Raw genomic sequence first — 22,621 nt, forward strand, 5'->3', positions numbered from 1 at the left:
GCGGGCGGGTCCCCGGTACAGGGATCGGTCGGCGGCCGGCGAGCGCGCAGGTCGGCGGCGGGCGGCGGAACGTCGGCGGGTCGGTGCGGGCATGCGGTGGTTCACTGTCGGGCTCCGGCTGAGCGCGGGCACGTCCCCGCCTCGGGCGACGGGTCATCGCCCTGGCGACTTTGTCCGGGCTCGCGGCATCACGCCGTCCACCGGCTAGGCGTACCTCTGACGCCGCCGAACTGGTGCGGCGTCCGCAGCAGTAAATCGAGCACTTTTCGTCATGTCAATAGCGCGAAACTGAGCAAAACTGCGCACGGGACTCCACGTGACGATCGGGCGTCTTCCCCGTACGGTCGGGACAGACAGCGGAAACAAGCGCGATGAGCGGGGATCGCTATGCTGCACGCATGCTGAGAACCGAGCGCCACGCGCGCATCCTTGAGCATGTCTCCGCGAAGGGCAGCGCGGGCGTCGAGGAATTGTCCCGGCTGCTGGACGTCTCGGGAGCCACCGTGCGACGCGATCTCCAGCACCTGCACACGCTGAACCTCCTGCGGCGGACCCACGGCGGGGCGGCCGTCGGGAACATCGGCCTCGAAGCCCCGCTCCAGTACCGCAGCGAACGCCGCAGGCCGGAGAAGCTCGCCATCGCCCGCGCCGCGGCGGCCCTGGTGCCGGCCGGTGCGGTCGTCGGGATGACGGGCGGGTCCACGGCGACGGAGATCGCGAGGATTCTCGCCGAGCGCGGCCCCGTCACCATCGTCACCAACGCGGTCAACATCGCCGCGGAACTCATCCTGCACAAGGACGTCACCCTCGTCGTGATCGGGGGCACCGCGCGCAGCGAAAGCTACGAACTCGTGGGCCCCACCGCCGAGAAGGCACTCGCCGAGTACCACACCGATGTGACGTTCCTCGGCGTGGACGGGGTCAGCGCCGCCCACGGCTGCACCACGCACGACCAGTTGGAGGCCGCGACGGACCGCGCCTTCACCCACAGCAGCAGCCGCACCGTCGTCGTGACGGACAGCTCGAAGATCGGGAAGGTGACCCTGGCGAAGATCTGCCCGCTGTCGGCCGTCGCGCACCTCGTCACCGACAGCAACGCGTCGAAGGAGGAACTGGCGCGCGTCACGGCGGCGGGCGTCCCCGTGACGACCGTCTGACGCCCCGGCCCGGGACCCCGCGGCGGACGATGCGCCGCGGGGCGGTGGCCCCCAGTCGGGGTGATCCCTGGCCGGGGTGATCCCTACGCCGTGGCCGTGGAGACGGCGTAGACCCGGGGCGTCGCGGGGTCGGACAGGTCGACGATGACGTCCACGGTGGGCAGCGGGGCCTTCTGCTTGTACACGAGCCCCGACCAGAGGTGGTCGGGGACCGAGAAGTCCCACTTGACGATCTTCTGGTCGCGCTTGGAGATCGTCACGGCGCCCGGCTTCAGGGCGGAGCGGTTCGTGCCCATCTGGTTGAGGAACGTGTCGAGCCGCCCCGAGGTGAGGTCGAACTGCGCGTACAGGCGGCTGTTCTTCCAGTTGTTCGTCTCGTAGTAGCGCACCTTCGAGGCGCCCGCGGGGATCGGCAGGTCGTAGATGCGCTTGCGGAAGCCCGCGGGCCGGATGGGCTGGAGGCCGGTCGCCGCCGCCTCGGCCTCGCTCTTGCGGCCGCTGTCGCGGCTCTGCTCGGCGGCGATCGCGAGATAGCCCGCCGGCACGCCGACGAGCAGCACGATGACGATCAGGGTCAGCAGGCGCCTGCGGTTGCGGTGGCGGCGGTCCTCCGGCGGCTTCCCGCCGTCCCCCGTGGCGGGTGGGGACGGCGGGGTCGACGGGGGCGCGGACGTCGGGGTCATGACGGCGGTTCCTGCTCCGGGGTGGACGTGCGGGTGTTCCTTATGGCCTGGGCGTAGCGCTCGTAGCGCTCGTGCCGTTCGACGCGGCGCCGGTTCGCGCGGCGGAAGCGGCGGGCGACGAGGCGGGCGAGGTCGGCCGCGCCGACCATACCCGCCTCAGGGCCGAGCTGCGCCTTCGCGATACGGGCCTCGGGCCGGTAGCCGCGCCCGGTGAGCTGGCGGCGGAAGGCGTCGCGCGCGGGCCCGATGAGCAGGTCGTGGGCGGGGCTGACGCCGCCGCCGACGACGAAGCAGGACGGGTCGAGGGCGGCGGCGAGGTTGGCGATGCCGACGCCGAGCCACTGGCCGATGTCCTGGAACAGCTCGACGCACATGGCGTCGCCCTCGCGGGCGAGCTCCGTGATCAGCGGTCCCGTGATCTCGTGGACGTTGCCCTTGACCCGCTCGATGATGTTGTACGCGACGGGCGAGTCGGCGGCGGCCAGCTCTCTGGCCTCCCGGACGAGCGCGTTCCCCGAGCTGTACTGCTCCCAGCAGCCGCGGTTGCCGCAGGGGCAGCGGTGGCCGCCCGGCACGACCTGCATATGGCCGAACTCGCCCGCCACGCCGTACTTGCCGCGCTTGACGCGGCCGTCCTCCAGGATGGCGCCGCCGATGCCCGTGCCCAGGGTGATCATGACGAGGTGGTCCTCGCCGCGGCCCGCCCCGAAGCGCCATTCGGCCCAGGCGGCGGTGTTGGCGTCGTTGTCGACCATGACCGGCACGGCCAGGCGGGAGGCGAGGGCGTCCCGCAGGGGCTCGTCACGCCAGGCGAGGTGCGGGGCGAACAGGACGCGGGAGCGCTCGGCGTCGACCCAGCCCGCCGCGCCGATGCCGACGGCGTGCACGTCGTGCCGGTCGGAGAGGTCGAGGACCAGCTCGACGATGGTGTCCTCGACGACCTTGGGGCTCTTGGACTTGTCGGGTGTCTCGGTGCGCAGGTGCTCCAGGATCTGGCCGTCGGCGTCGACGACGCCGGCCATCACCTTCGTACCGCCGATGTCGATGCCGACGGTCGGTACGCGCGGGGCGCTCAGGTGGGAGCGGCGCTCGCGGGTGCCGACCGTGCGCAGCACGGTGGCGCGGGCGGTGGAGCGGTGCGCGAGGTCGCGGTAGGTGCTCACAGGACCGCGCCTCCCGCCCGTGCGGCGCGGGGTGCCTGGTCGGCCCTGTCCCTGCGCCTGCCGTGGTGGGGGTGCCGGCGGCCGGGCCGTGGCCTGGATGCTCGCACGAGTCGTGTCGTCCCTGCGGGGTCGGGGCCCTGCCCGGTGGCGGGCAGCGCGGCGGACGGCGCCCGCCACCGGCGATTGTGCCATCTGGCGTGTAGGGGTTTCGTGTGCGCCGCCTACCCGCCGTGCGCGGGGCGGCCCCCGAGGTGGTCGGGAACGGGTGCCCGCTGGAGCTCGTGGCTGAGTTCCTCCAGCTCGGAGCCGCCCGCCATCTGCCGGGTGAGCTCGTCGAGGGCGATCTCGTCCTTGGTGTGGCTGCCGGCCATGGCGCCCCGCTTGAGCAGCACGAACCGGTTGCCGACGAGGTAGGCGTGGTGCGGGTTGTGGGTGATCAGGACCACGCCGAGGCCCGCGTCGCGCCCCGCCGCCACGTACTTCAGGACGACCCCCGACTGCTTGACGCCGAGGGCGGCGGTGGGCTCGTCCAGTACGAGGACCTTGGCCCCGAAGTAGACGGCGCGCGCGATGGCCACGCACTGCCGCTCACCGCCGGACAGGGTGCCGATCGGCTGGTCGACGTCGCGCAGGTCGATGCCCATGCGCAGCAGCTGGTTGCGGGTGGTCTCGCGCATGAAGCCGACGTCGAGGCGGCGGAAGGGGCCCCGGCCCCTGGTCGGCTCCGAGCCGAGGAAGAAGTTGCGCCAGACCGGCATCAGCGCGACCACGGCCAGGTCCTGGTAGACCGTGGCGATGCCGCGGTCGAGGGCCTCGCGGGGCGAGCCGAGCACGGTGGGCTCGCCCTCGACGCGCAGGACGCCGCCGTCGTGCTGGTGGAGCCCGGCGACGATCTTGATGAGGGTGGACTTGCCCGCGCCGTTGTCGCCGAGGACGCAGGTGATCTCGCCGGGGTGGACCTCCAGCGAGACGCCTTCGAGCGCCCGGATGTTGCCGTAGTACTTGCTGACGTCGTCCAGTTCCACGAGGGGCGTACGGCCGTCGGAGCGCTCGGGGCGCTCGGGCGTGACCTCTTCGGGTGGTTCGATCATGATCGTGACTCCTCCGCGCGCCTGCGGACCCACGCGTTGAGCAGGGTGGCCAGCAGCAGCATGGCTCCGACGAAGAACTTGAACCAGTCGGGGTTCCACTCGGCGAAGACGATGCCCTTGTTGGTCATGCCGAAGATGAGGGCTCCGACGGCCGAGCCGATGGCGGAGCCGTAGCCGCCGGTGATCAGGCAGCCGCCGATGACGGCGGCGATGATGTAGATCAGCTCGTTGCCGACGCCCTCGCCCGACTGGACGGCGTCGAACGAGAAGAGCAGGTTCTGTCCTGTGACCCAGGCGCCGAAGCCGACGCCCATGTACAGCAGGATCTTGGTGCGCTTGACGGGCACGCCGACGGCGCGCGCCATGTCGGCGTTGCCGCCCGCGGCGAAGATCCAGTTGCCGAAGCGGGTGCGCAGCAGCAGCCAGGTGGCGAGGGCGACCATCACCAGCCACCACAGGATGGTCACCTTGAGGTCCATGCCGCCGACGGTCCAGGTGGCGGCGAAGACCTCGCGGGCGGAGTCGAAGCCCCACATGTCGCCGATGGTCTTGGTGGAGACGGTGCCGTCGATGAGCTTGGTGAAGCCGAGGTTCAGGCCGGTGAGCATGAGGAACGTGCCCAGCGTGATGATGAAGCTGGGGAGTTTCGTCACGGTCAGCATGAAGCCGTTGAACGCGCCGAACCCGACCGTGACCAGCAGTGACACGCCGACGCCCACCCAGACGTTGGCGGTGAACTGGTAGCTGGTCATGGAGGAGATCAGCGCCGAGCTGGTCACCATCACACCGGCGGACAGGTCGAACTCGCCGCCGATCATCAGCAGCGACACCGGTACGGCCATGATGCCGATGGTGGACGCCGCGTACAGCACGGTGGCGAGGCTGGACGCGCGCAGGAAAGAGTCCGCGACGAGCGCGAAGAACAGGAAGACGGCGATGGCGCCGACGACGGAGCCCAGTTCGGGCCTGCCCATCAGCTTGCGCAGCGGGGAGGTGCGCAGCAGGCGCTCGTCGCCGCCGGTGCCGGGGCCCGGGGGCCGTACGGAGGGGGCGGTCGCGGTCATCGCGTGCCCCGCTTCGCGTAGGCCTCCAGGGCGGGCGCGTCCTTCTTCGTGACGATCTGCGGTCCTGTCAGCACGGGCTTGCCGCCCCCGAGGACGTCCTTGTTGTACTTGTACAGCCACAGCAGGTCGACGGCCTCGTAGCCCTGGAGGTAGGGCTGCTGGTCGACGGCGAAGCCGAGCGCGCCGGACTTGAGCTTCGCCGCGACCTGCTGGTTGAGGTCGAAGGTGTCGATCTCGGCCTTGCTGCCCGCGGACTGCTTCGCCTGGAGGGCGGCGTCCGCGAAGGGCGCGCCGAGGGTGACGACGGAGTCGATCGAGGAGTCGGCCTGGAGCTTGGCCTCGATGGAGGACTGCACGTCGGGCGTGCTGGTCCCGTCCACGTACAGGTTCTGGAGCTGGCCGGTGAAGGTCTTCTTGGCGCCGGCGCAGCGCTGTTCGAGGCCGACGTTGCCCTGCTCGTGGATCACGCAGAGCGCCTTCTTGCGGTGCTCCTTGTCGAGCTGCTCGCCGACGGCCTCACCCGCGGTGGTCTCGTCCTGGCCGATATGGGTGAGCGCGCCGAACGCCTTGGACTGCTCGGCGCCCGAGTTGACCGTGATGACAGGAATGCCCGCCTTGACCGCCTGGGTGACGACGGCCTTCATCGCGTCCGGCTTGGCCAGCGTGACGATCAGGCCGTCGACCTTCTTGTCTATGTACGACTGGACGAGCTGGGCCTGGTCCTGGGCCTGGTCGCTGTGCGCGTAGAGGAAGTGGACGTTGTCCTTCACCGCCGCCTGCTTGGCGCCGCTCTGGACGATGTCCCAGAACGTGTCGCCGTCGGCGGAGTGGGTGACCATGCCGATGGTCCACTTCGGCGTGTTCACCGCGGACCGGCCGCCCGCCTGGGCCGCCGCCGCGCGCTCCTCGGCCCGCTTGCCGCCGGTGGCGCTGCACCCCGCGAGCGCGGTGGCCGCGAGGGTGGCCGCGAGCACCGCGCCCGCGGTCCGCCGGACGGTGCGCCTCCCCCACCTGCGTCGTACCCCTGTTCGAATCCCTGTCACGACAATATGCCCTTTCCCGTGGTCGCTGCTTTTTAGCCGGGGTACGCGGCCCCGTCAATACTTTGCCTGTACATCCGCCATTTCCGTGCGCCGGGGGCCGGGTCCGGAACAACGGTCAAGCGCGGACCAGGAGTTGGAATTCGAACGAGTAGCGTGACGCGCGGTAGACGTGCGAGCCGAACTCGACGGTCCGGCCCGTGTCGTCGACGGTGACCCGCTCCATGGTCAGCAGCGGCGCCCCCACGGGCTCCCCGAGCCTGGCCGCCTCCTGCTCGGTCGCGGCGCGCGCGCCGACGGACTGCCGGGCGCTGTGCAGCGTGATCCCGCAGGCCCGCATCACGCGGTAGAGCCCGGTCGACTCCAGGCGCTCTCGGTCGCAGTCGAAGAGGCCGGAGGGCAGGTGGTTGCGCAGGTGGGCCACGGGTTCGTCGTGCGCGTACCGCAGCCGCTCCAGCAGCAGGACCTCGGCGCCCTCGGCGAGACCGAGCGCCGCCGCGACCTCCGCCGTCGCCGGCTGGAGCGTGTGGCGCAGCACCCGGGTCGCGGGCCGCTGGCCGGCCGCCTCCAGGTCGTCGTAGAGGCTGGACAGCTCCAGCGGGCGCTTGACCTGGCTGTGCACGACCTGGGTGCCGACCCCGCGGCGGCGCACGAGCAGCCCCTTGTCCACGAGGGACTGGATGGCCTGGCGGACCGTGGGGCGGGAGAGGCCGAGGCGGCGGGCGAGGTCGATCTCGTTGCCCAGCAGGCTGCCGGGGGCGAGCCCGCCCCGCTCGATGGCGGCTTCCAACTGCTGGGCCAGTTGGTAGTAGAGGGGCACGGGACTGGTACGGTCCACGTCGAGCCGGAGTGGCGCGCCTCTCTGTTCGGTCACGCCGCAGAGCGTAGACCTCAGGCTTCGCGCCGGGAAGCGCCAGGTCCGATTGTCAGGACAAATGCTTGACAGGGTGCGCGGGGGAACGACACCTTAAGGGCCATGCGTATCGGACTTATCGGCACAGGCCGCATCGGAAGTTTCCACGCGGATGTGCTCAGCCGCCACCGCGAGGTCGGCTCTCTGGTGGTGGCGGACACCGACGCGGCGCGCGCCGCCGCCGTCGCGGACCGCACGGGGGCCACCGCGGCGCCCTCGGTGGACGAGATCTTCAGCTGGGGCGTGGACGCGGTGGTCATCGCGTCGGCGACGTCCTCGCACGCCGAGTTGATCGCCCGCGCCGCGCGGGCCGGGCTGCCCGCCTTCTGCGAGAAGCCCATCGCGCTCGACCTCGCGGGCACGCTCGGCGCGATCCGAGAGGTCGAGGCCGCAGGAACCGTCCTGCAACTGGGCTTCATGCGGCGCTTCGACGCGGGCTACGAGGCGGCCCGCGACCTGGTGCGCTCCGGCGCCCTCGGCCGGCTCCACACCGTCCGCGCGATCACCTCGGACCCGCAGCCGCCGCCCGCCGCGTACCTCCCGCTGTCCGGCGGCCTCTACCGGGACTGCCTGGTGCACGACTTCGACATCCTGCGCTGGGTGACCGGCCGCGAGGTGACCGAGGTGTACGCGACCGGCTCCGCCGAGGGCCCCGCGATGTTCCGCGAGGCCGGGGACGTGGACACCGCAGCGGCCGTGCTGACCCTGGACGACGGGACGCTCGCCACCGCCACGGCCACCCGCTGCAACGGCGCGGGCTACGACGTCCGTATGGAACTCGCGGGCACCGACGACCAGTTCGCGGTCGGCCTGGACGACCGCACGCCGATCACCTCGACCGAGCCGAAGGGCCCGCCGCGCTGCGAGAACCCCTGGCCCGGCTTCCTCGAGCGGTTCGCCCCCGCGTACGAGGCGGAGCTCGACGCGTTCGTGAACGTCGTACGCGGCGAGCGGACGAATCCCTGCGACGCCCGTGAGGCGCTGCACGCCCTGCGCATCGCGGAGGCCTGCGAGAAGTCGCGGGCGGAGCACCGCCCGGTGCGACTGGAGGAGATCGCACAGGCGTAGGTGTACATCGGTACGTGAGCCTGCCGGTACGCGGGTCCGGGCGCACCCCGCCCGCTACCAGCGCACCGGCAGGTGCCGCGTGCCGCGGATCAGCATGCCGGGCACCCAGTCGTACGTGTCGGCCGATGTGTCCAGGGCGAGGTCGGGGGCGCGCTCAAGCAGCGCGCCGATCGCGACCTTGGCCTCCAGCCGGGCGAGCGGCGCGCCCAGGCAGAAGTGGATGCCGTGGCCGAAGGCCAGGTGGCTCGCCCCGCCCTCGGCCGTCCTGCGGATGTCGAAGGTGTCCGGCTCGGGGAAGCGGGCAGGGTCGCGGTTCGCGGACGCCAGGCCGATGAGCACCGGCTCCCCCGCGGGGATCACGGTGTCGCCGTACACCGCCGGCTCGCGGGTGAAACGCAGGGTCGCGTTCTCGATCGGTCCGTCATAGCGCAGCATCTCCTCGATCGCTCCGTCGAGGAGGGCGGGCTCGGCCCGCAGCGCGGCCAGTTGAGCGGGGTGGTCGAGCAGGGCGCGGACGCCGTTGGTGATCAGGTTCACGGTCGTCTCGTGGCCCGCCACGAGCAGGAGGAAGGCCATCGCGCGCACCTCTTCCGCCGACAGCCGGTCCTCGCCCTGCTCCGCCGTGCGCAGCAGCCCGGAGAGCAGGTCGTCGGCGGGCTCGGCCTCCCTGCGCCGTGCGATGAGTGCGTCGAGGTAGTCGCGCATGGCGTAGACCGAGAGCGCGGGTGATCGGTAGTCCGTGGGCGTCACGATGTCGTTGGACCAGATCCGGAACGTGTCGCGGTCGCTGTCCGGGATGCCGAGCAGTTCGCAGATGACCGTGATGGGCAGCGGGAAGGAGAGGGCGTCCACCAGGTCGGCGCGGCCGGCCGGCAGCATCGCGTCGAGCAGTTCGCCGGTGATCTGCCGCACGCGCGGCTCCATCGCCGCCACGCGCCGGGGCGTGAACTCCCGGGCGACCAGGCGGCGCAGCCGGGTATGGTCCGGCGGGTCCGAGACCAGCAGCTGCCTGCCCATGATCCGGTCCTCGGCCTGCTGGGCCGGAGGCTCCTTCACGAGACGGGGGTCACCGAAGGCGGCGCGGGACTCCTCGTGTCCGACGATCAGCCAGAACCGCCATCCGTCGGACGCCCGTACCTCGTGCGCGGGGCCCAACTCCCGCATCTTCGCGTAGTGGGGATACGGGTCCGTGAGGAAGTCCGGTCCCAGGTCTGCGAGTTCGATCATAGCCATCGGCCCAGCGTACGGCCGGGGGTGCGGGGGCGCGGTCTCCGGCACGCGCGCGAACACAGGGCGGGCGGCGGAGTGTTGCCACCCGAGACTAAGCCGCGTCGTCGCCCGGTCGGCGAGGTGACGCCGGGCGCCCCGCGCTCGCAGGGCGCCCACGGCTCACGGGCGGGAGAACGTCACGAGGCGGTACGGCTCCCCTCGGAGCCCGGCACGGTCCACTCCTGGGCGGCGGTGCCGTTGCAGTCCCAGATCCTCAGCTGGGTCCAGTCCGCCGTCGAACTGTCCGGGTCGTCCAGGCAGCGCCCGGACTGGGGGTTGACCAGCGAACCGTCCGCCCCCGCCAGCCAGCGTTGGGCGCCGCTGCCGTTGCACTGCCACAGCTGCACCAGCGTGCCGTTCCCGGTGCCGCTGCCGGTCACATCCAGGCAGCCGCCCAGCGCCCGCAGGGTCCCGCCGGCCCCGGGCACCACCGTCCAGTCCTGCGCGGCGGTGGCGTCGCACCCGTAGAGCTGTACGTGGGTGCCGTTGGCCGTGCCGGAGTTCTCCACGTCCACGCACTTGCCGGGGATGCCGGAGCGGATCGGACCGGTCGTGGTCTGGCCGGTGGCGGCCAGCGTCTGGTCCACGAGCGCCGCCGCCGCGTTCATCCCGGCCTCCTTCGGGTGGTACTGGGAGCGGCCCGCGGCAGGGGTGTACGTCTCGACCCAGGGGTCGGCGGAGCACGCGTCGTGGCCGTGGCTCGCCGCCGCGAGATCGACCAGCGTGGCGCCCGTGGCGGTCGCGGCGGTGGCGGTGGCGTCAGCCAGCCGGGAGGCGACCGAGTGCTCGAACGCCAACTGGTCGGCGGTGAAGGGAACCCCCTGGCAGGTGCCGGAATCCGGAAGGATCGTGAAGTAGTTCACCAGGAGGACGTGGGCCTGCGGAGCCGTCGCGTGGATGGCGGTGACGATGTTCTCGATCCGGCCGGCCAGTGCGGGAAAGGTCTGGTTGATGGCGTTCTGGTCCACGCTGCCGCAGGCGGAACCGCCGCTCGTCTGGCAGGAGTACGCGTCGAGGCTGCCCAGGTAGTCGACGTCGTTGCCGCCGATGGTGACCGTGACCAGCTGTGTGGCCGGGGTGACGGCGTCGATCTGCGGCGGCTGCCCGGCCTGGCTCTCCGACAGGACGTTCGCCGTGGTCGCCCCGCTGCACGAGGCATCGGTGAGATTCGCACCGATGTCCCGGGCGAGCACGTTGGCGTAGTTGTTCGACGACCGCGCGCACGCCGCGCCGCCGGCGCCCGCCTCTGTGGGCGGGATGCCGGGCCCCGAGGCGAAGGAGCTTCCCATGGCGACGTAGTCCAGCCCCGCGCTCGCGACCGCCGCGTGCCGCGCTGCGGCGGACGCGCTGGAAGCGGGCAGGAGGGCCACCGCCGCAAGCGCGGCACCCGCCGCCGCGAGCCCCAGTGTGCCGGCGGACCGGCGTTCCCTGTTGCCGTGGCGCATGCTCACGTCACCTCCACCATGACAAGCCGTCTCCGGCTGAGGATGTCGCAGTCCCGCTCGGTCGGTCCATGGACGGTGCGCCCCGGCTCGACGAGACACCTGGCAACGTTGTCAGAGCGCGAAGGTAGCAGCCGCGGCAGACCAGGCCAAGGCATCGGGAGACATCGGCCGGAAATCAGCAACGATGCCCCGGCGCAAAGGAGTTGATCCGCCGACCGCGCCAGTGTCACCGTCCGGCGGCTCACCTCCGCGGCGCCGGCCCGGGCACCGGCAGGTCCGCGGTGTGATCGCTGGACTCCCCCGGCCTCCCCGCTCCCTCCACCAGGACACGGCACAGCCTCCGGCCGCCTCCGCCGCATCGGGACCGCGCGGCTTCCGGCCCCCTCCGGCCGTTCGTACGAGCCCGTCTCCGCCGATCACCCCCGGTCGGGAGGCAGTTCGTGCCGCGCCCGCCTCCGCCGATCACCCCTGGTCCTCGGGGGGCAGTTCGTACGAGCCCGTCTCGGCCGCTCCCGTGGGCCTCAGCGTGAGCGCGGTGATCCCCTGTCCCCTGCCGATGCCCCTGCGGTCGGTGACCTCGAAGCCGAGGGGCGCCGCGCCGTGCGGGAAGAGGCGCTCGCCCGTGCCGACGTACACCGGGAAGACCAGGACGCGGTAGAGGTCGATGACGCCCTGGCCGAAGAGGGAACGGACCAGGGCGCCGCTGCCGTGGATCTGGATCTCGCGCCCGGGCCGCTCCCTCAGCCTCCTGACGGCGGCGCCCGGGTCGCCGCCGAGAACCGTGGTGCGGTGCCACGCGGGATCGGTGAGCGTGCCGGAGACCACGTACTTGGGAAGGGAGTTGAGGCCGGCGGCGATCGGGTCGCGCGGATCGGTGACGCGGGGCCAGTACGCGGCGAAGATGTCGTACGTCCTGCGGCCGAGGAGGAAGCCGTCGGCGCGCTCGAAGACCTCGGTGATGTAGGCCTCGGAGGTCTCGTCGTCGTGGGGCACGGTCCAGCCGCCGTACCGGAAGCCGCCCCGGGTGTCCTCGGAGGGCCCGCCCGGCGCCTGCATGACGCCGTCCAGGGAGACGAAGGTGGTGGCGGTGATCTCGGTCATGGTCCTGCTCCTCGGGTACGGACGGATGCCCCCGCCGTGGACGGGCCGCCCGGAGTGGTTGGGTGGCCTGCCGTGAACGGGTGCCACGGCGGAGGTGCGCCACCGCGGGTGTGCCGTCCTTGAGACCGTGGCGGACCCCGGGACTCATCGCCGGGACGCCGCACCGACCGCCGCTCCCGCTCCCCCATCCGCTCGCCTCGCGCGTTCGTGCACGCTTACAGATGTGGGCATTACCTTTTGTCAGAAGCTAATCGCCAGGGACCGACATGATCCGCCGATGGAAGCAGGCGTCGAATCGCCTGACAGATCGGCCGCAAACGCCCCGTTCATATATTGACCTTGGAAGGAAACCCTGGATACGGTCGCCGCGCGAAGGACACCGACGAGAACGGCTGGGACAACGGTGACGACGGTGACGACAGGTTCGACGGGGCAGGCCGGGAACGACGACGCGTCTCTCCACGCGGTGCCCCTGCACGAGGGCTGGACGCTGCGGCACCGGGGGGAGGCTCTGCCCGCCCGGGTGCCCGGGTGCGTGCACACCGACCTGCTGGCCGCGGGGGTCATTCCGGACCCGTTCCTCGCGAGGAACGAGCGGGAGGTCGACTGGGTCGGCCGCACCGACTGGGTGTACGACACCGTCCTGCCCGCCCGCGCCACCGCGCACGAGCGCACCGACCTGGTCTTCGACGGCCTCGACACGATCGCGGAGATCAGCGTCGGCGGCGCGGCCGTCGGGCGCACCGCCAACATGCACCGCGGCTACCGCTTCGACGTGACCGGCCGGCTCGCCGCCGACACCCAGCTGTCCGTGCTGTTCTCCTGCTCGTACGACGCGGCCGAGGCCGTACGGGAGCGGCTCGGTGCGACGAAGGAGGCGTACGGCGAGGACCCGCGGCCCTTCATCCGCAAGATGGCCTGCGCCTACGGCTGGGACTGGGGCCCGTCCCTGCCGACCGCTGGCATCTGGAAGGACGTGCGCCTCGAACACTGGTCGACGGCGCGGCCGGCCCGGGTGCGCCCGCTCGTGACCGTGGACACCGCCACCGGCGCCGGCCGTGTCGAGGTGCGGATCGACGTCGAGCGGACCGCGTCCGGCGCGGGCCTGGCGCTCGCCGCCGACCTGCGGGTGGGCGGCGTGGACGCCACCACGGTGTTCGAGGGCGACGAGGCCGTCGTCGTCGCCGAAGTGCCGGACGTGGCCCTGTGGTGGCCGCGCGGCTACGGCGAACAGCCGCTCTACGACTGCGAGGTCACCCTGCGCGTCGCGGACGGGCCGGCCCTCGGGCACTGGGCGCGGCGGGTCGGCTTCCGCGACGTCGTCGTGGACACGCGCGCCGACGAGCACGGCACCGGCTTCACCTTCGTCGTCAACGGCGAGCGGATCTTCGCGCGCGGTGTGAACTGGATTCCCGACGACGTCTTCCCGTCCCGTGTCACGTCCGCCCGCTACCGCGAGCGCCTCACGCAGGCCGCGGAGGCGGGCGTCGACACCGTACGGGTGTGGGGCGGCGGCATCTTCGAGCGGGACGAGTTCTACGACGTCTGCGACGAGCTCGGACTGATGGTGTGGCAGGACTTCCTCTTCGCCTGCGCCCCGTATCCGGAGGAGCAGCCGATCCGGGGCGAGGTGGAGGCCGAGGCACGCGAGAACGTCGCCCGGCTGATGCCGCACCCGAGCCTGGTGCTGTGGAACGGCAACAACGAGAACCTGTGGGGATTCCGGCTCTGGGACTGGGACAAGGAGCTCGCCGGGGACTCCTGGGGCGAGGGCTACTACCTCGGGCTGCTGCCGCGCGTCGTCGCCGACACCGACCCGACGCGCGCCTACTGGGCGGGCAGCCCCTGGTCCGGCTCGTGGGACCACCACCCCAACGACCCCGCGCACGGCGTCATCCACTCGTGGGACGTCTGGAACACCACGGACTACACCGACTACCTGAACGATGTGCCGCGGTTCGTCGCGGAGTTCGGCTGGCAGGGGCCGCCCGCGTACGCGACGCTGCGCCGCGCGCTGCCCGGCGGCGAACTGGTCGCCGACTCGCCGGAGATGCTCCACCATCAGAAGGCGGACGACGGCCTCGGCAAGCTGGAGCGCGGCCTCGCCCGCCACTTCGCGGTGCCCGCCGCCGACGACTTCGACCGGTGGCACTATCTGATGCAGGTCAACCAGGCGCGCGCCGTCGCCACCGGTGTCGAGCACTGGCGCTCACACTGGCCGGTGTGCGCGGGCGCCATCGTCTGGCAGCTCAACGACTGCTGGCCGGTGACGAGTTGGGCCGCGGTGGACGGTGACGCCCGGCTCAAGCCGCTCTGGTACGAGCTGCGCCGCCTGTACGCCGACCGGCTGCTGACGATCCAGCGCCGGGACGGCGCGCCCGTGCTCGTCGCCGTGAACCAGTCCCGGAGCGGCTGGGACCCCGAGGTCCTGCTGCGCCGGATGTCGGTGGGCGGCGAGGTGCTTGCAGAGGCGCGCGTACGCCTCGCGGCCGGGGCCCGGGGCGTCGCCGGGGCGGCGGTGCCCGACGGTCTGCTCCCCCGGCCGGGCTCGCGCACCGAGTACCTGGTGGCGGACGCGGACGGGCAGCGCGCGCTGCACTTCCCCGTACGGGACCTGGAGTTCGCCTATCCCGAGCCGTCCTACGACGTGGCGGTGGCCGAACTCCCGGACGGTGCGGCCGGGGTGACGGTGACGGCGCGCACGCTCGTACGGGACCTGCTCCTCCAGGCCGACCGGCTGTCGCCCGAAGCCGCCGCCGACCGGGGCCTGTTCACCCTGCTGCCGGGTGAGAGCGCGACGATCCGGGTGACGGGCTGGCCGTCCCCGGACCGGGCCGCGGCCGAGGCGGCGCTGTTCGCGGTGACGGGAACCAGCACGGGCGCGAGCACGGAAACGGACGAGGGAACGAGGACAGGAACGACCGCGGACACGCGCGCCTGAGCTCCCTGGTCGCGCCCCCCCCCCCCCCCCCCCCCCGCCCCCGCGGGGGGGGGCGGGGGGGGGGGGGGGGGGGGGGCGGTGCTGTCAGCCGCCCAGTTCGCGGTGGCGGGCTGCCAGCGCGGCGGCGCCGTCCGGTGTCAGCGAACCGAACAGCCGCAGCCGGGAGATGCCGCCGTCGGGGAACGTGTCGAGGCGTACGCCGTCGCCGGTCGCGGGGGCCGGGAGCACGAAGCGGTGCACGGCGTCCGGCTGGAGCCGGGTGCGGGGCAAGACCTGTACCCACTCCCCGCTCGCGCCGTCGCGCACCGACAGCGCGGCCCAGCCCGCCGCATTGCCCTTGTAGCAGGCGGTGTCGATCTCGACGGCCCGGATCTCGGCGCGCGCCACCAGCCGGTAGCGGACCCAGTCGTGCCCGTCGTCGCGCCTGCGCCGGGTCTCCCAGCCCTCGTCCATCTTCGCGGAGCGGCCGGGCGCGAGGGTGTTGGAGCCGGGCGAGAAGAAGCGGTCGGACGTGTCCTCGACGTACCCGCCGTTCTCCAGGGCGGCGACGTCGAAGGTGCCGAGCGCGGCGAGCCACGCGGGGTCGGGCACGGCCTCCCCGTACACCCGCAGCCGGGCGATCCCGCCGTCGGGGAACTGCCGGAGCCTGAGGTGGGTCAGGCGCCGCGGGACGTCGACGGCGAAGCCGTTGGCCGCGTGGCCGCCCACCGCCGTACGGGACACCAGCGGCGTCCACACGACGTCCTCCGCGGTCAGTTCGCCGACGGACGGCTGCCCCGGCAGACAGGCGCCCTCGACGGCCACCGCCTGCGGGTAGTTGCCGCGGAAGTGGGCGGTGTCCACGACGAGGCCGCGCACCACGCCGGGCACGCCGAGGCGGATCAGCGCCCAGTCGTGGTCGCTCGCGGCGGGGTGCGGCGCGTCCGGTCCAGGACCGCGCCTGCGGCGCGTCTCCCAGCCGTCCATGATCTTGCCCTTGTGGCCGAACGCCTCCGGATCGAAGACGGGCCGCTCGCGCCGCAGCAGGTTCTCGCGCTCGGCGAAGAACTCGTCGTTCGCGGCGACCACGGCGGCGCCGAGCCTGCGGTCGGCGAGGTCGGCGAGACGGGTGAAGGGGAAGTCGGCCGCGCGGTAGTCGGCGTACGGGTCACCGCCGGCGTAGGGCCGCACGTCTCCGGTGAACGCGGCGGGCACGGCGGCGCTCCCGGCCGGCCCGGCCGACCGCGCTGAGTCGGGGACGTGGGTGGTCTGCGGCGCTTCCGTCACCTCAGTGGTTCCTTTCGAGTAGCTGACCTGTGGGTGGTGCCACCGTGCCGGCCTCGGCGATGCGGCGGCCCCTGAGCCAGGTGGAGGTCACCACCCCGTACAGGGTCCGGCCCGCGTAGGCCGTCACGTGGTTGCGGTGGTGCAGGTGGGCCGGGTCGACGGTGAAGGTCTCGTCCGGCGCCAGTACGGCGAAGTCGGCGTCGCGGCCCGGGGCCACGGCGCCCTTCGCGGTGAGGCCCGCGAGCGCGGCGGGCGCGGCCGACATCCAGCGCGCCACCTCGCCGATCGGGTGCCCGCGGCGGCGCGCCTCGGTCCAGACGGCGGGCAGGCCGAGTTGCAGGGAGGAGATGCCGCCCCAGGCGGTCGCGAAGTCCGGGGTCTTGAGGTCGGCGGTGCATGGCGAGTGGTCGGAGACGACGCAGTCGATCGTGCCGTCGGCGAGCGCCTGCCACAGGGCGTCCTGGTTGGCGGCCTCGCGGATGGGCGGGCAGCACTTGAACTCGGTCGCCCCGTCCGGGACCTCCTCCGCGGTGAGGGTGAGGAAGTGCGGGCAGGTCTCCACGGTGACCCGGACGCCCGCCGCCTTCGCGCCGGCGAGCAGCGGCAGCGCGGCCGACGACGACAGGTGCAGGACGTGCACGCGGGCGTCGAGCCCGCGGGCCGTGTCGATCAGGGTGCGGATGGCCTCGTTCTCCGCGGCGCGGGGGCGGGAGGCGAGGAAGTCGGTGTACGCGGGCCCGGCACGGTGCGGGGCGTCCTGGAGTGCGTGCGGGTCCTCGGCGTGCACGATGAGCAGGCCGCCGAAGCCGGTGATCTCCGCGAGGGACGTGGCGAGCCGGTCCCGGTCGAGTTCGGGGAACTCGGGGACGCCCGAGGGCGAGAGGAAGCACTTGAAGCCGAAGACCCCGGCCTCGTGCAGGGGCCGCAGATCGCCCGTGTTGCCGGGCAGCGCCCCGCCCCAGAATCCGACGTCGACGTGGGCCTTCGGGCGTGCCGTCTCCTGCTTGACACGCAGGTGCGGCACGGTCGTCGTGGGCGGCAGCGAGTTGAGCGGCATGTCGAGGAGGGTGGTGACGCCGCCCGCCGCGGCGGCCCTGGTCGCGCTGGCGAAGCCCTCCCACGCGGAGCGGCCGGGGTCGTTCACATGCACATGGGTGTCGACGAGGCCCGGCAGGACGACCTGGTCCCCGACGTCCACGAGCCGGGCGCCTCGCGGCAGGGCGGCGTCGTGGGCGAGGACCGCGTCGATACGCTCCCCCGCGACGGCGACGGCCGCCGGGCGGGTGCCCTCGGGCGTGACGACTCGGGTCGAGCGCAGGACAAGGCTCACCTCGGGCATGCGTACCTCTCGGGACGGATCACCGGCCGGCGGCCGGCAGCCTGCACGGGCGGCCGGCGCGCCCCGGCCGGCATGGATTTCAACGAACTGTTGAAGAGTGTTCTCCGCTCGCACCGACGCGTCAAGAGCCCTTTCGAGATATTTCCACCAAGTGAAATGCTGATTCCGCCCAGCAGAATGTAAGGTGGGCTACGGCACGGAGCCGCCCTCCGCGCCCGATAGGCTTCAGGCTCGCCCGTCCGCCTGTTCCGTCCGTGAAAGGACCGCCCACGTGCCGTCGTCCAGCGCCAGCACCACAGACGCCGCGAAAGCCGCCTCGGGGAGCGGCGGCGTCCAGTCCCTGGAGCGCGCCTTCGACCTGCTCGAACGGATGGCGGACGCGGGCGGCGAGGTGGGTCTGAGCGAGCTGTCGGCGAGCAGCGGACTGCCGCTGCCGACGATCCACCGTCTCATGCGGACGCTGGTGCTGTGCGGCTACGTGCGCCAGCAGACCAACCGGCGGTACGCGCTCGGCCCGCGCCTGATCAGGCTCGGCGAGTCGGCCTCCCGGCTGCTGGGCACCTGGGCACGGCCCTACCTGGCCCGCCTGGTGGACGAGACCGGCGAGACCGCCAACATGGCGCTGCTGGACGGCGACGAGGTCGTCTACGTCGCGCAGGTCCCGTCGAAGCACTCCATGCGCATGTTCACCGAGGTCGGCCGCCGCGTGCTGCCGCACTCCACGGGCGTCGGCAAGGCGCTGCTCGCGCACCTGCCCGCCGAGGACGTACGGGACCTGCTGGGGCGTACGGGCATGCCGGCGGCCACGGACAAGACGATCACCACGCCCGAGCGCTTCCTGGCCGCGCTTGAGGACGTGCGCGCGGCCGGGTACGCGGTCGACGACAACGAGCAGGAGATCGGCGTCCGCTGCCTCGCGGTACCGATTCCGGGGTCGCCGACCGCCGCCGCCATCTCCATCTCCGGGCCCGCGGGCCGGGTGACGGAGGCGGCGACGGACCGGATCGTCCCGGTGCTCCAGGAAGTGGCGGGCGCGCTCTCCGAAGTCCTGACGAGCACGACACCCTGAGGGCCCGCGCGGCCACGGGCCCGTGGGTGCCGTCCGGCCGACCTCGGCGATCGCGAACCGACCGCGAACCCCTCTCCGCACCGCGGCCCGAGCGGGCACGGCGCCCGCCGAACCGGCCGGGCCCCGCACCCCGGCGTACCGGGCCGGGCGTCGCGTCCGACGACCCCGGTCAGCCCCGGCCCGGCGGCGCGCCGCCGAAGACCTCGACCCCCGTGCGTACGGCCATCAGCGCGGGGCCGAGCGCGCTGACCGAGCCGATCGAACCGACGATCAGCAGCAGCGACCGCCGCATCCTGGCGATCTCCGGCCCACCGCCCTCCACCATGGCCGCGAGCGCGGCCAGTTCGTCCTCGGCCACGCCGCGGTCCCTGAACTCTCCGGGGTAGGAGGCCAGTTCACGCCGCAGCCGGGACACGGCCGCCCGCAGTCCCGAGATCCGCGGGTCCTCTGTGCCCCCGGGGGCCCCGGAACCCCCCGCGCCCACCGGTTGCGTGCCGCCGTGCACGGCCCCGCGCTCCGCGTCCGGCCGCCTCTCTTCCATCACCCGCGCCCGCCCCATGCTCCAGAGCACAGCTCTCCCCCTCGCCCTCGCACATCGTTGTGCCGGTTCGCGCCCCACGTCGGTGGTCAACCTCCCTGGTTTCGCGGGAAAGTTAACGCGTACCGATCGGTATGCGCCACCTGGCGGACCGAATACGGCGGGAATGGGCGGTGATGGGGTATGCAGACCCCATGAATCGCACATCGAGTCAATCGGCCGGGGCACCGGCCCCGGTGGCCGGCCTGCTGCTCGCGGCGGGCGGCGGGCGCCGGCTGGGCGGCCGGCCCAAGGCGCTGCTGCCCTACCGGGGACGGCCGCTCGTGGAGCACGCCGCGCGGGTGCTGCGGGAGGGCGGCTGCGGCCCGGTGCACGTGGTGCTGGGCGCGGCGTCGGACGAGGTCGCCGAGCGGGCCGACCTGTCCGGCTGCGTTCCGGTGGACAACCCGCGCTGGCCGGAGGGCATGGGGACCTCGCTGCGCGCGGGGCTCGCGTCGCTTGGCGCTTCCGGCACGGCGGGCGCCGCGCTCGTCCTGCTCGTGGACCAGCCCGGTATCGGCGCCCGCGCCGTGGCCAGGGTGCTCGCCGCGTACGGGGGCTCGCGGGGCGCGCTCGCCTCCGCCGCCTACGGAGGGCGGCGCGGGCATCCCGTACTGCTCGGCGCGGACCGCTGGGCCGACGTGGCGGCACAGGCGGAGGGCGACCGGGGCGCCCGGGCCTATCTGCGGGCGCACGAGGCGGAGATCACCCTCGTCGAGTGCGGGGACGTGGCGGAGGCGTACGACATCGACACCCCGGAGGATCTCGTACACCTGACCGGGGAAGCGTGAACACGGTTGTTTCGCCGCGCACTTGGGGTCTGACGGTGGCACTGCGAGCCGCGTTGGCTCGACCCGGAGAATCTCGACATCAACAAACCATTGAACTTCCACCATAAGGAAACTATTATCCACTGGTCAGAAGCTCTCGATGCTGGGAAGGGTGGATACGGCCCGCGCCGCCCCCGGGTGGCACCCGGTGCCGCTGCCCGCCGTGTCCGAGAGCCGCAGGACCGCCGCCGAAGGAGTGCCCCATGTCCGCACCAGCGCCGTCACCGCTGGAGATCGTCGCGCCCGCTCCCCTGCCGAGGCAGGAGGAGGTGCTGACCGAGGCGGCTCTCGCCTTCCTCGCCGAACTCCACGCGCGGTTCACCCCCCGGCGCGACGAGCTGCTGGCACGCCGTCTCGAACGGCGCGCGGAGATCGCCCGCACCAGCACGCTCGACTTCCCGGCGGAGACCGCCGCCGTCCGGGCCGACGACAGCTGGCGGGTCGCGCCGGCCCCCGAGGCCCTGAACGACCGCCGGGTGGAGATCACCGGGCCGACCGACCGGAAGATGACGATCAACGCGCTCAACTCGGGCGCCCGGGTCTGGCTCGCCGACTTCGAGGACGCGTCCGCGCCGACCTGGGAGAACGTGGTCACCGGTCAGATCAACCTGATCGACGCGTACGAGCGGCGCATCGATTTCACCGACGCGGCGTCGGGCAAGTCGTACGCCCTGCGCGACGCGGCCGACCTCGCCACGGTCGTCGTGCGGCCACGCGGCTGGCACCTGGCGGAACGCCATCTGGTGGCCGCGGACGGCAGCGAGATCCCGGGCGCCCTGGTCGACTTCGGCCTGTACTTCTTCCACAACGCGCGGCGCCTGCTGGAGCGCGGCCTCGGCCCGTACTTCTACCTGCCGAAGACCGAGTCGTACCTGGAGGCGCGGCTCTGGAACGACGTCTTCGTCTTTGCCCAGGACCACCTCGGCATCGAGCAGGGCACCATCCGCGCCACCGTGCTGATCGAGACGATCACGGCCGCGTACGAGATGGAGGAGATCCTCTACGAGCTGCGCGACCACGCGTCCGGGCTGAACGCCGGGCGCTGGGACTACCTGTTCTCGATCGTGAAGAACTTCCGGGACGGCGGCGCCAGGTTCGTCCTGCCGGACCGCAACGCGGTCACGATGACCGCCCCGTTCATGCGCGCGTACACCGAACTCCTCGTCCGCACCTGCCACAAGCGCGGCGCACACGCGATCGGCGGGATGGCCGCGTTCATCCCGTCCCGCCGCGACCCCGAGGTCAACAAGGTCGCGCTGGAGAAGGTGAGGGCGGACAAGGACCGCGAGGCGCGCGACGGCTTCGACGGCTCCTGGGTGGCCCACCCCGACCTGGTGCCGGTGTGCCGGGAGTCCTTCGACGCGGTCCTCGGAGAGAGGCCGAACCAGAAGGACCGGCTGCGCGAGGACGTGTCGGTCGCGCCCGGCGACCTGATCGCGATCGACTCGCTCGACGCGAGGCCGACCTACGACGGGCTCGTCAACGCCGTCCAGGTCGGGCTGCGCTACATCGAGGCCTGGCTGCGCGGCTCGGGCGCCGTCGCCATCTTCAACCTGATGGAGGACGCCGCCACGGCGGAGATCTCCCGCTCGCAGATCTGGCAGTGGATCAACGCGGGCGTCGAGTTCGAGCACGACGGCCGCACGGTCGCGGTCACCCGCGAGCTGGTCCGGGAACTGGCGGCCGCCGAGCTGGCGGCGATCCGCGCGGAGGCCGGCGAGAAGGCGTACGAGTCCGGCGAGTGGCAGCAGGCCCACGACCTCCTGCTGACGGTCTCGCTGGACGCCGACTACGCCGACTTCCTCACCCTCCCCGCCTACGAGCGCCTGCGCGGCTGAACGGCTGGGCGGCTCAGCAGCCCGGGCTGCTGAGCGCCCGGGCGGCTGAAAAGCGCCGCGCCTCGTCCGGGCGCCTCCGTCCCGCACCCCCCCCCCCCCGCCCGCGCGGCGTCCGGGGCGGGGGTGCGATGAGTTCGGGGGCGCCCGCGAGTCGTGATGTGTATGGATACTCACACGCGGACGGATGCGATCGACCTCGGGCCGGCGTGCGCCAGGACGGCGCGGGTGGCGGAGGGGGTAAGGGACGAGCAGCTCGACGGGCCCACGCCGTGTCCCGACTACTCCGTACGGACGCTGCTCGCGCATGTGGCGGGCCTCGCCACCGGGCTCGCCGCGACGGCGCGGAAGGACTTCGGGCCCCTGACGGACACCGCGCCGGGCGCCGGGCTGCCGGAGCTGGGCGCGCGGTGGCGCGGTGACCTGGAGCGGCTGCTCGGGGAGTTGGCGGAGGCCTGGCGCGATCCGGCGGCCTGGCAGGGGCAGAGCCGGGCGGGGTCGGTGGATCTGCCGGGAGCCGTCGGCGGGGTCGTCGCCCTCAACGAGGTACTGCTGCACGGCTGGGACCTCGCGCGGGCCACCGGGCAGCGTTACGTGCCCGGCGGGGCCGGGCTGTCCGTGTCGTACGCGGCGCTCGACGCGGGGGTGAGGGGCGACGCTCCGCGCGGCCCGTTCGGCCCGCCCGTACCGGTGGCCGAGGACGCTCCGCTGCTCGACCGGGTGGTGGGGCTGAGCGGCCGGGACCCGGGGTGGACACCGGGGCGCTGAAG

General features: G+C 72.8%; 19 protein-coding genes. 7 read left to right on the plus strand and 12 right to left on the minus strand.

All coding sequences use genetic code 11. The features are described 5' to 3' along the window. Positions 1-398: 398 nt before the first annotated feature. Positions 399-1,157, plus strand: coding sequence for a DeoR/GlpR family DNA-binding transcription regulator (locus LCE31_RS17380; protein ID WP_225015197.1), 759 nt, complete (start codon positions 399-401; stop codon positions 1,155-1,157). 83 nt (positions 1,158-1,240) lie between these two features. Here LCE31_RS17380 and LCE31_RS17385 read toward each other — a convergent pair whose 3' ends face one another. From LCE31_RS17385 to LCE31_RS17410, 6 genes are all read right to left on the minus strand, one after another. Beyond that, positions 1,241-1,840, minus strand: coding sequence for a hypothetical protein (locus LCE31_RS17385; RefSeq protein WP_225015198.1), 600 nt, complete (start codon positions 1,838-1,840; stop codon positions 1,241-1,243). Then, complete coding sequence (locus LCE31_RS17390; protein ID WP_225015199.1) at positions 1,837-3,003, minus strand: ROK family glucokinase; 1,167 nt, start codon at positions 3,001-3,003, stop codon at positions 1,837-1,839. The genes LCE31_RS17385 and LCE31_RS17390 overlap by 4 nt, the downstream gene beginning before the upstream one ends. A 221-nt stretch (positions 3,004-3,224) precedes the next feature. After that, positions 3,225-4,094: an ATP-binding cassette domain-containing protein gene (locus LCE31_RS17395; RefSeq protein WP_225015200.1), complete on the minus strand. Its 870-nt coding sequence runs from the start codon at positions 4,092-4,094 to the stop codon at positions 3,225-3,227. Next, positions 4,091-5,158 (minus strand): ABC transporter permease, encoded by a 1,068-nt coding sequence (locus LCE31_RS17400; RefSeq protein ID WP_225015201.1) that lies wholly within the window; start codon positions 5,156-5,158, stop codon positions 4,091-4,093. The genes LCE31_RS17395 and LCE31_RS17400 overlap by 4 nt, the downstream gene beginning before the upstream one ends. Further along, positions 5,155-6,132: a sugar ABC transporter substrate-binding protein gene (locus LCE31_RS17405; RefSeq protein WP_225015202.1), complete on the minus strand. Its 978-nt coding sequence runs from the start codon at positions 6,130-6,132 to the stop codon at positions 5,155-5,157. The genes LCE31_RS17400 and LCE31_RS17405 overlap by 4 nt, the downstream gene beginning before the upstream one ends. Before the next feature lie 184 nt (positions 6,133-6,316). Then, entirely contained in the window at positions 6,317-7,072 is a 756-nt protein-coding gene (locus LCE31_RS17410; protein ID WP_225015203.1) for a GntR family transcriptional regulator, read from the minus strand. 102 nt (positions 7,073-7,174) lie between these two features. Between LCE31_RS17410 and LCE31_RS17415 the strand changes: the two genes are divergently transcribed. Next, positions 7,175-8,179 carry a Gfo/Idh/MocA family protein gene (locus LCE31_RS17415; protein ID WP_225015204.1) on the plus strand — a complete coding sequence of 335 codons (1,005 nt, stop codon included), beginning with the start codon at positions 7,175-7,177 and terminating at the stop codon, positions 8,177-8,179. A 54-nt stretch (positions 8,180-8,233) separates the two neighbouring features. Here the strand turns inward: LCE31_RS17415 and LCE31_RS17420 are convergent, their stop codons facing one another. From LCE31_RS17420 to LCE31_RS17430, 3 genes are all read right to left on the minus strand, one after another. Then, the gene (locus LCE31_RS17420) at positions 8,234-9,412 is read right to left on the minus strand and encodes a cytochrome P450 family protein (protein WP_225015205.1); all 1,179 of its coding nucleotides are present in this window, start codon (positions 9,410-9,412) and stop codon (positions 8,234-8,236) included. A gap of 173 nt (positions 9,413-9,585) precedes the next feature. Then, on the minus strand, positions 9,586-10,893 hold the full coding sequence (locus LCE31_RS17425) for a ricin-type beta-trefoil lectin domain protein (RefSeq protein WP_225015213.1): 1,308 nt from the start codon (positions 10,891-10,893) through the stop codon (positions 9,586-9,588). Positions 10,894-11,355: 462 nt separating this feature from the next. Then, a complete protein-coding gene (locus LCE31_RS17430) occupies positions 11,356-11,994 on the minus strand; it encodes a dihydrofolate reductase family protein (RefSeq protein ID WP_225015206.1) in 639 nt (212 codons plus the stop codon). 412 nt (positions 11,995-12,406) lie between these two features. On the opposite strand from LCE31_RS17430, the gene LCE31_RS17435 reads away from it, so the two are divergent. Then, entirely contained in the window at positions 12,407-14,935 is a 2,529-nt protein-coding gene (locus LCE31_RS17435) for a glycoside hydrolase family 2 protein (protein WP_225015207.1), read from the plus strand. An 84-nt stretch (positions 14,936-15,019) separates the two neighbouring features. On the opposite strand, the gene alc is transcribed toward LCE31_RS17435, so the two are convergent. After that, the gene (gene alc, locus LCE31_RS17440; RefSeq protein ID WP_225015214.1) at positions 15,020-16,129 is read right to left on the minus strand and encodes an allantoicase; all 1,110 of its coding nucleotides are present in this window, start codon (positions 16,127-16,129) and stop codon (positions 15,020-15,022) included. 73 nt (positions 16,130-16,202) lie between these two features. Next, positions 16,203-17,540, minus strand: coding sequence for an allantoinase AllB (allB, locus tag LCE31_RS17445; protein ID WP_225015208.1), 1,338 nt, complete (start codon positions 17,538-17,540; stop codon positions 16,203-16,205). A gap of 271 nt (positions 17,541-17,811) precedes the next feature. Between allB and LCE31_RS17450 the strand changes: the two genes are divergently transcribed. Continuing rightward, positions 17,812-18,609 (plus strand): IclR family transcriptional regulator, encoded by a 798-nt coding sequence (locus LCE31_RS17450; protein WP_225015209.1) that lies wholly within the window; start codon positions 17,812-17,814, stop codon positions 18,607-18,609. A 169-nt stretch (positions 18,610-18,778) separates the two neighbouring features. Here LCE31_RS17450 and LCE31_RS17455 read toward each other — a convergent pair whose 3' ends face one another. Continuing rightward, a complete protein-coding gene (locus tag LCE31_RS17455) occupies positions 18,779-19,180 on the minus strand; it encodes a DUF5955 family protein (protein ID WP_374118487.1) in 402 nt (133 codons plus the stop codon). A 161-nt stretch (positions 19,181-19,341) separates the two neighbouring features. Here LCE31_RS17455 and LCE31_RS17460 point away from each other — a divergent pair, with 161 nt between their 5' ends. The 3 genes from LCE31_RS17460 (at position 19,342) to LCE31_RS17470 (ending at position 22,619) form a co-directional block, all read left to right on the plus strand. Next, a complete protein-coding gene (locus LCE31_RS17460) occupies positions 19,342-19,977 on the plus strand; it encodes a nucleotidyltransferase family protein (protein WP_225015210.1) in 636 nt (211 codons plus the stop codon). 242 nt (positions 19,978-20,219) lie between these two features. Next, complete coding sequence (gene aceB, locus LCE31_RS17465) at positions 20,220-21,854, plus strand: malate synthase A (protein WP_225015211.1); 1,635 nt, start codon at positions 20,220-20,222, stop codon at positions 21,852-21,854. 162 nt (positions 21,855-22,016) lie between these two features. Continuing rightward, entirely contained in the window at positions 22,017-22,619 is a 603-nt protein-coding gene (locus LCE31_RS17470) for a TIGR03086 family metal-binding protein (RefSeq protein WP_225015212.1), read from the plus strand. The last annotated feature ends 2 nt before the right edge of the window (positions 22,620-22,621 follow it).

The sequence above is a fragment of the Streptomyces sp. 8L genome (assembly GCF_020176795.1).
In the GTDB taxonomy this organism is placed as follows: domain Bacteria; phylum Actinomycetota; class Actinomycetes; order Streptomycetales; family Streptomycetaceae; genus Streptomyces.

Coding starts and splice junctions, on each gene's coding strand:
- LCE31_RS17400 (WP_225015201.1), bottom strand. CDS start 5,158: ATGACCGCGACCGCCCCCTCCGTACGGCCCCCGGGCCCCGGCACCGGC.
- LCE31_RS17415 (WP_225015204.1), top strand. CDS start 7,175: ATGCGTATCGGACTTATCGGCACAGGCCGCATCGGAAGTTTCCACGCG.
- LCE31_RS17430 (WP_225015206.1), bottom strand. CDS start 11,994: ATGACCGAGATCACCGCCACCACCTTCGTCTCCCTGGACGGCGTCATG.
- LCE31_RS17470 (WP_225015212.1), top strand. CDS start 22,017: ATGGATACTCACACGCGGACGGATGCGATCGACCTCGGGCCGGCGTGC.
- LCE31_RS17385 (WP_225015198.1), bottom strand. CDS start 1,840: ATGACCCCGACGTCCGCGCCCCCGTCGACCCCGCCGTCCCCACCCGCC.
- LCE31_RS17395 (WP_225015200.1), bottom strand. CDS start 4,094: ATGATCGAACCACCCGAAGAGGTCACGCCCGAGCGCCCCGAGCGCTCC.
- LCE31_RS17420 (WP_225015205.1), bottom strand. CDS start 9,412: ATGGCTATGATCGAACTCGCAGACCTGGGACCGGACTTCCTCACGGAC.
- LCE31_RS17380 (WP_225015197.1), top strand. CDS start 399: ATGCTGAGAACCGAGCGCCACGCGCGCATCCTTGAGCATGTCTCCGCG.
- aceB (WP_225015211.1), top strand. CDS start 20,220: ATGTCCGCACCAGCGCCGTCACCGCTGGAGATCGTCGCGCCCGCTCCC.
- LCE31_RS17460 (WP_225015210.1), top strand. CDS start 19,342: ATGAATCGCACATCGAGTCAATCGGCCGGGGCACCGGCCCCGGTGGCC.
- LCE31_RS17425 (WP_225015213.1), bottom strand. CDS start 10,893: ATGCGCCACGGCAACAGGGAACGCCGGTCCGCCGGCACACTGGGGCTC.
- allB (WP_225015208.1), bottom strand. CDS start 17,540: ATGCCCGAGGTGAGCCTTGTCCTGCGCTCGACCCGAGTCGTCACGCCC.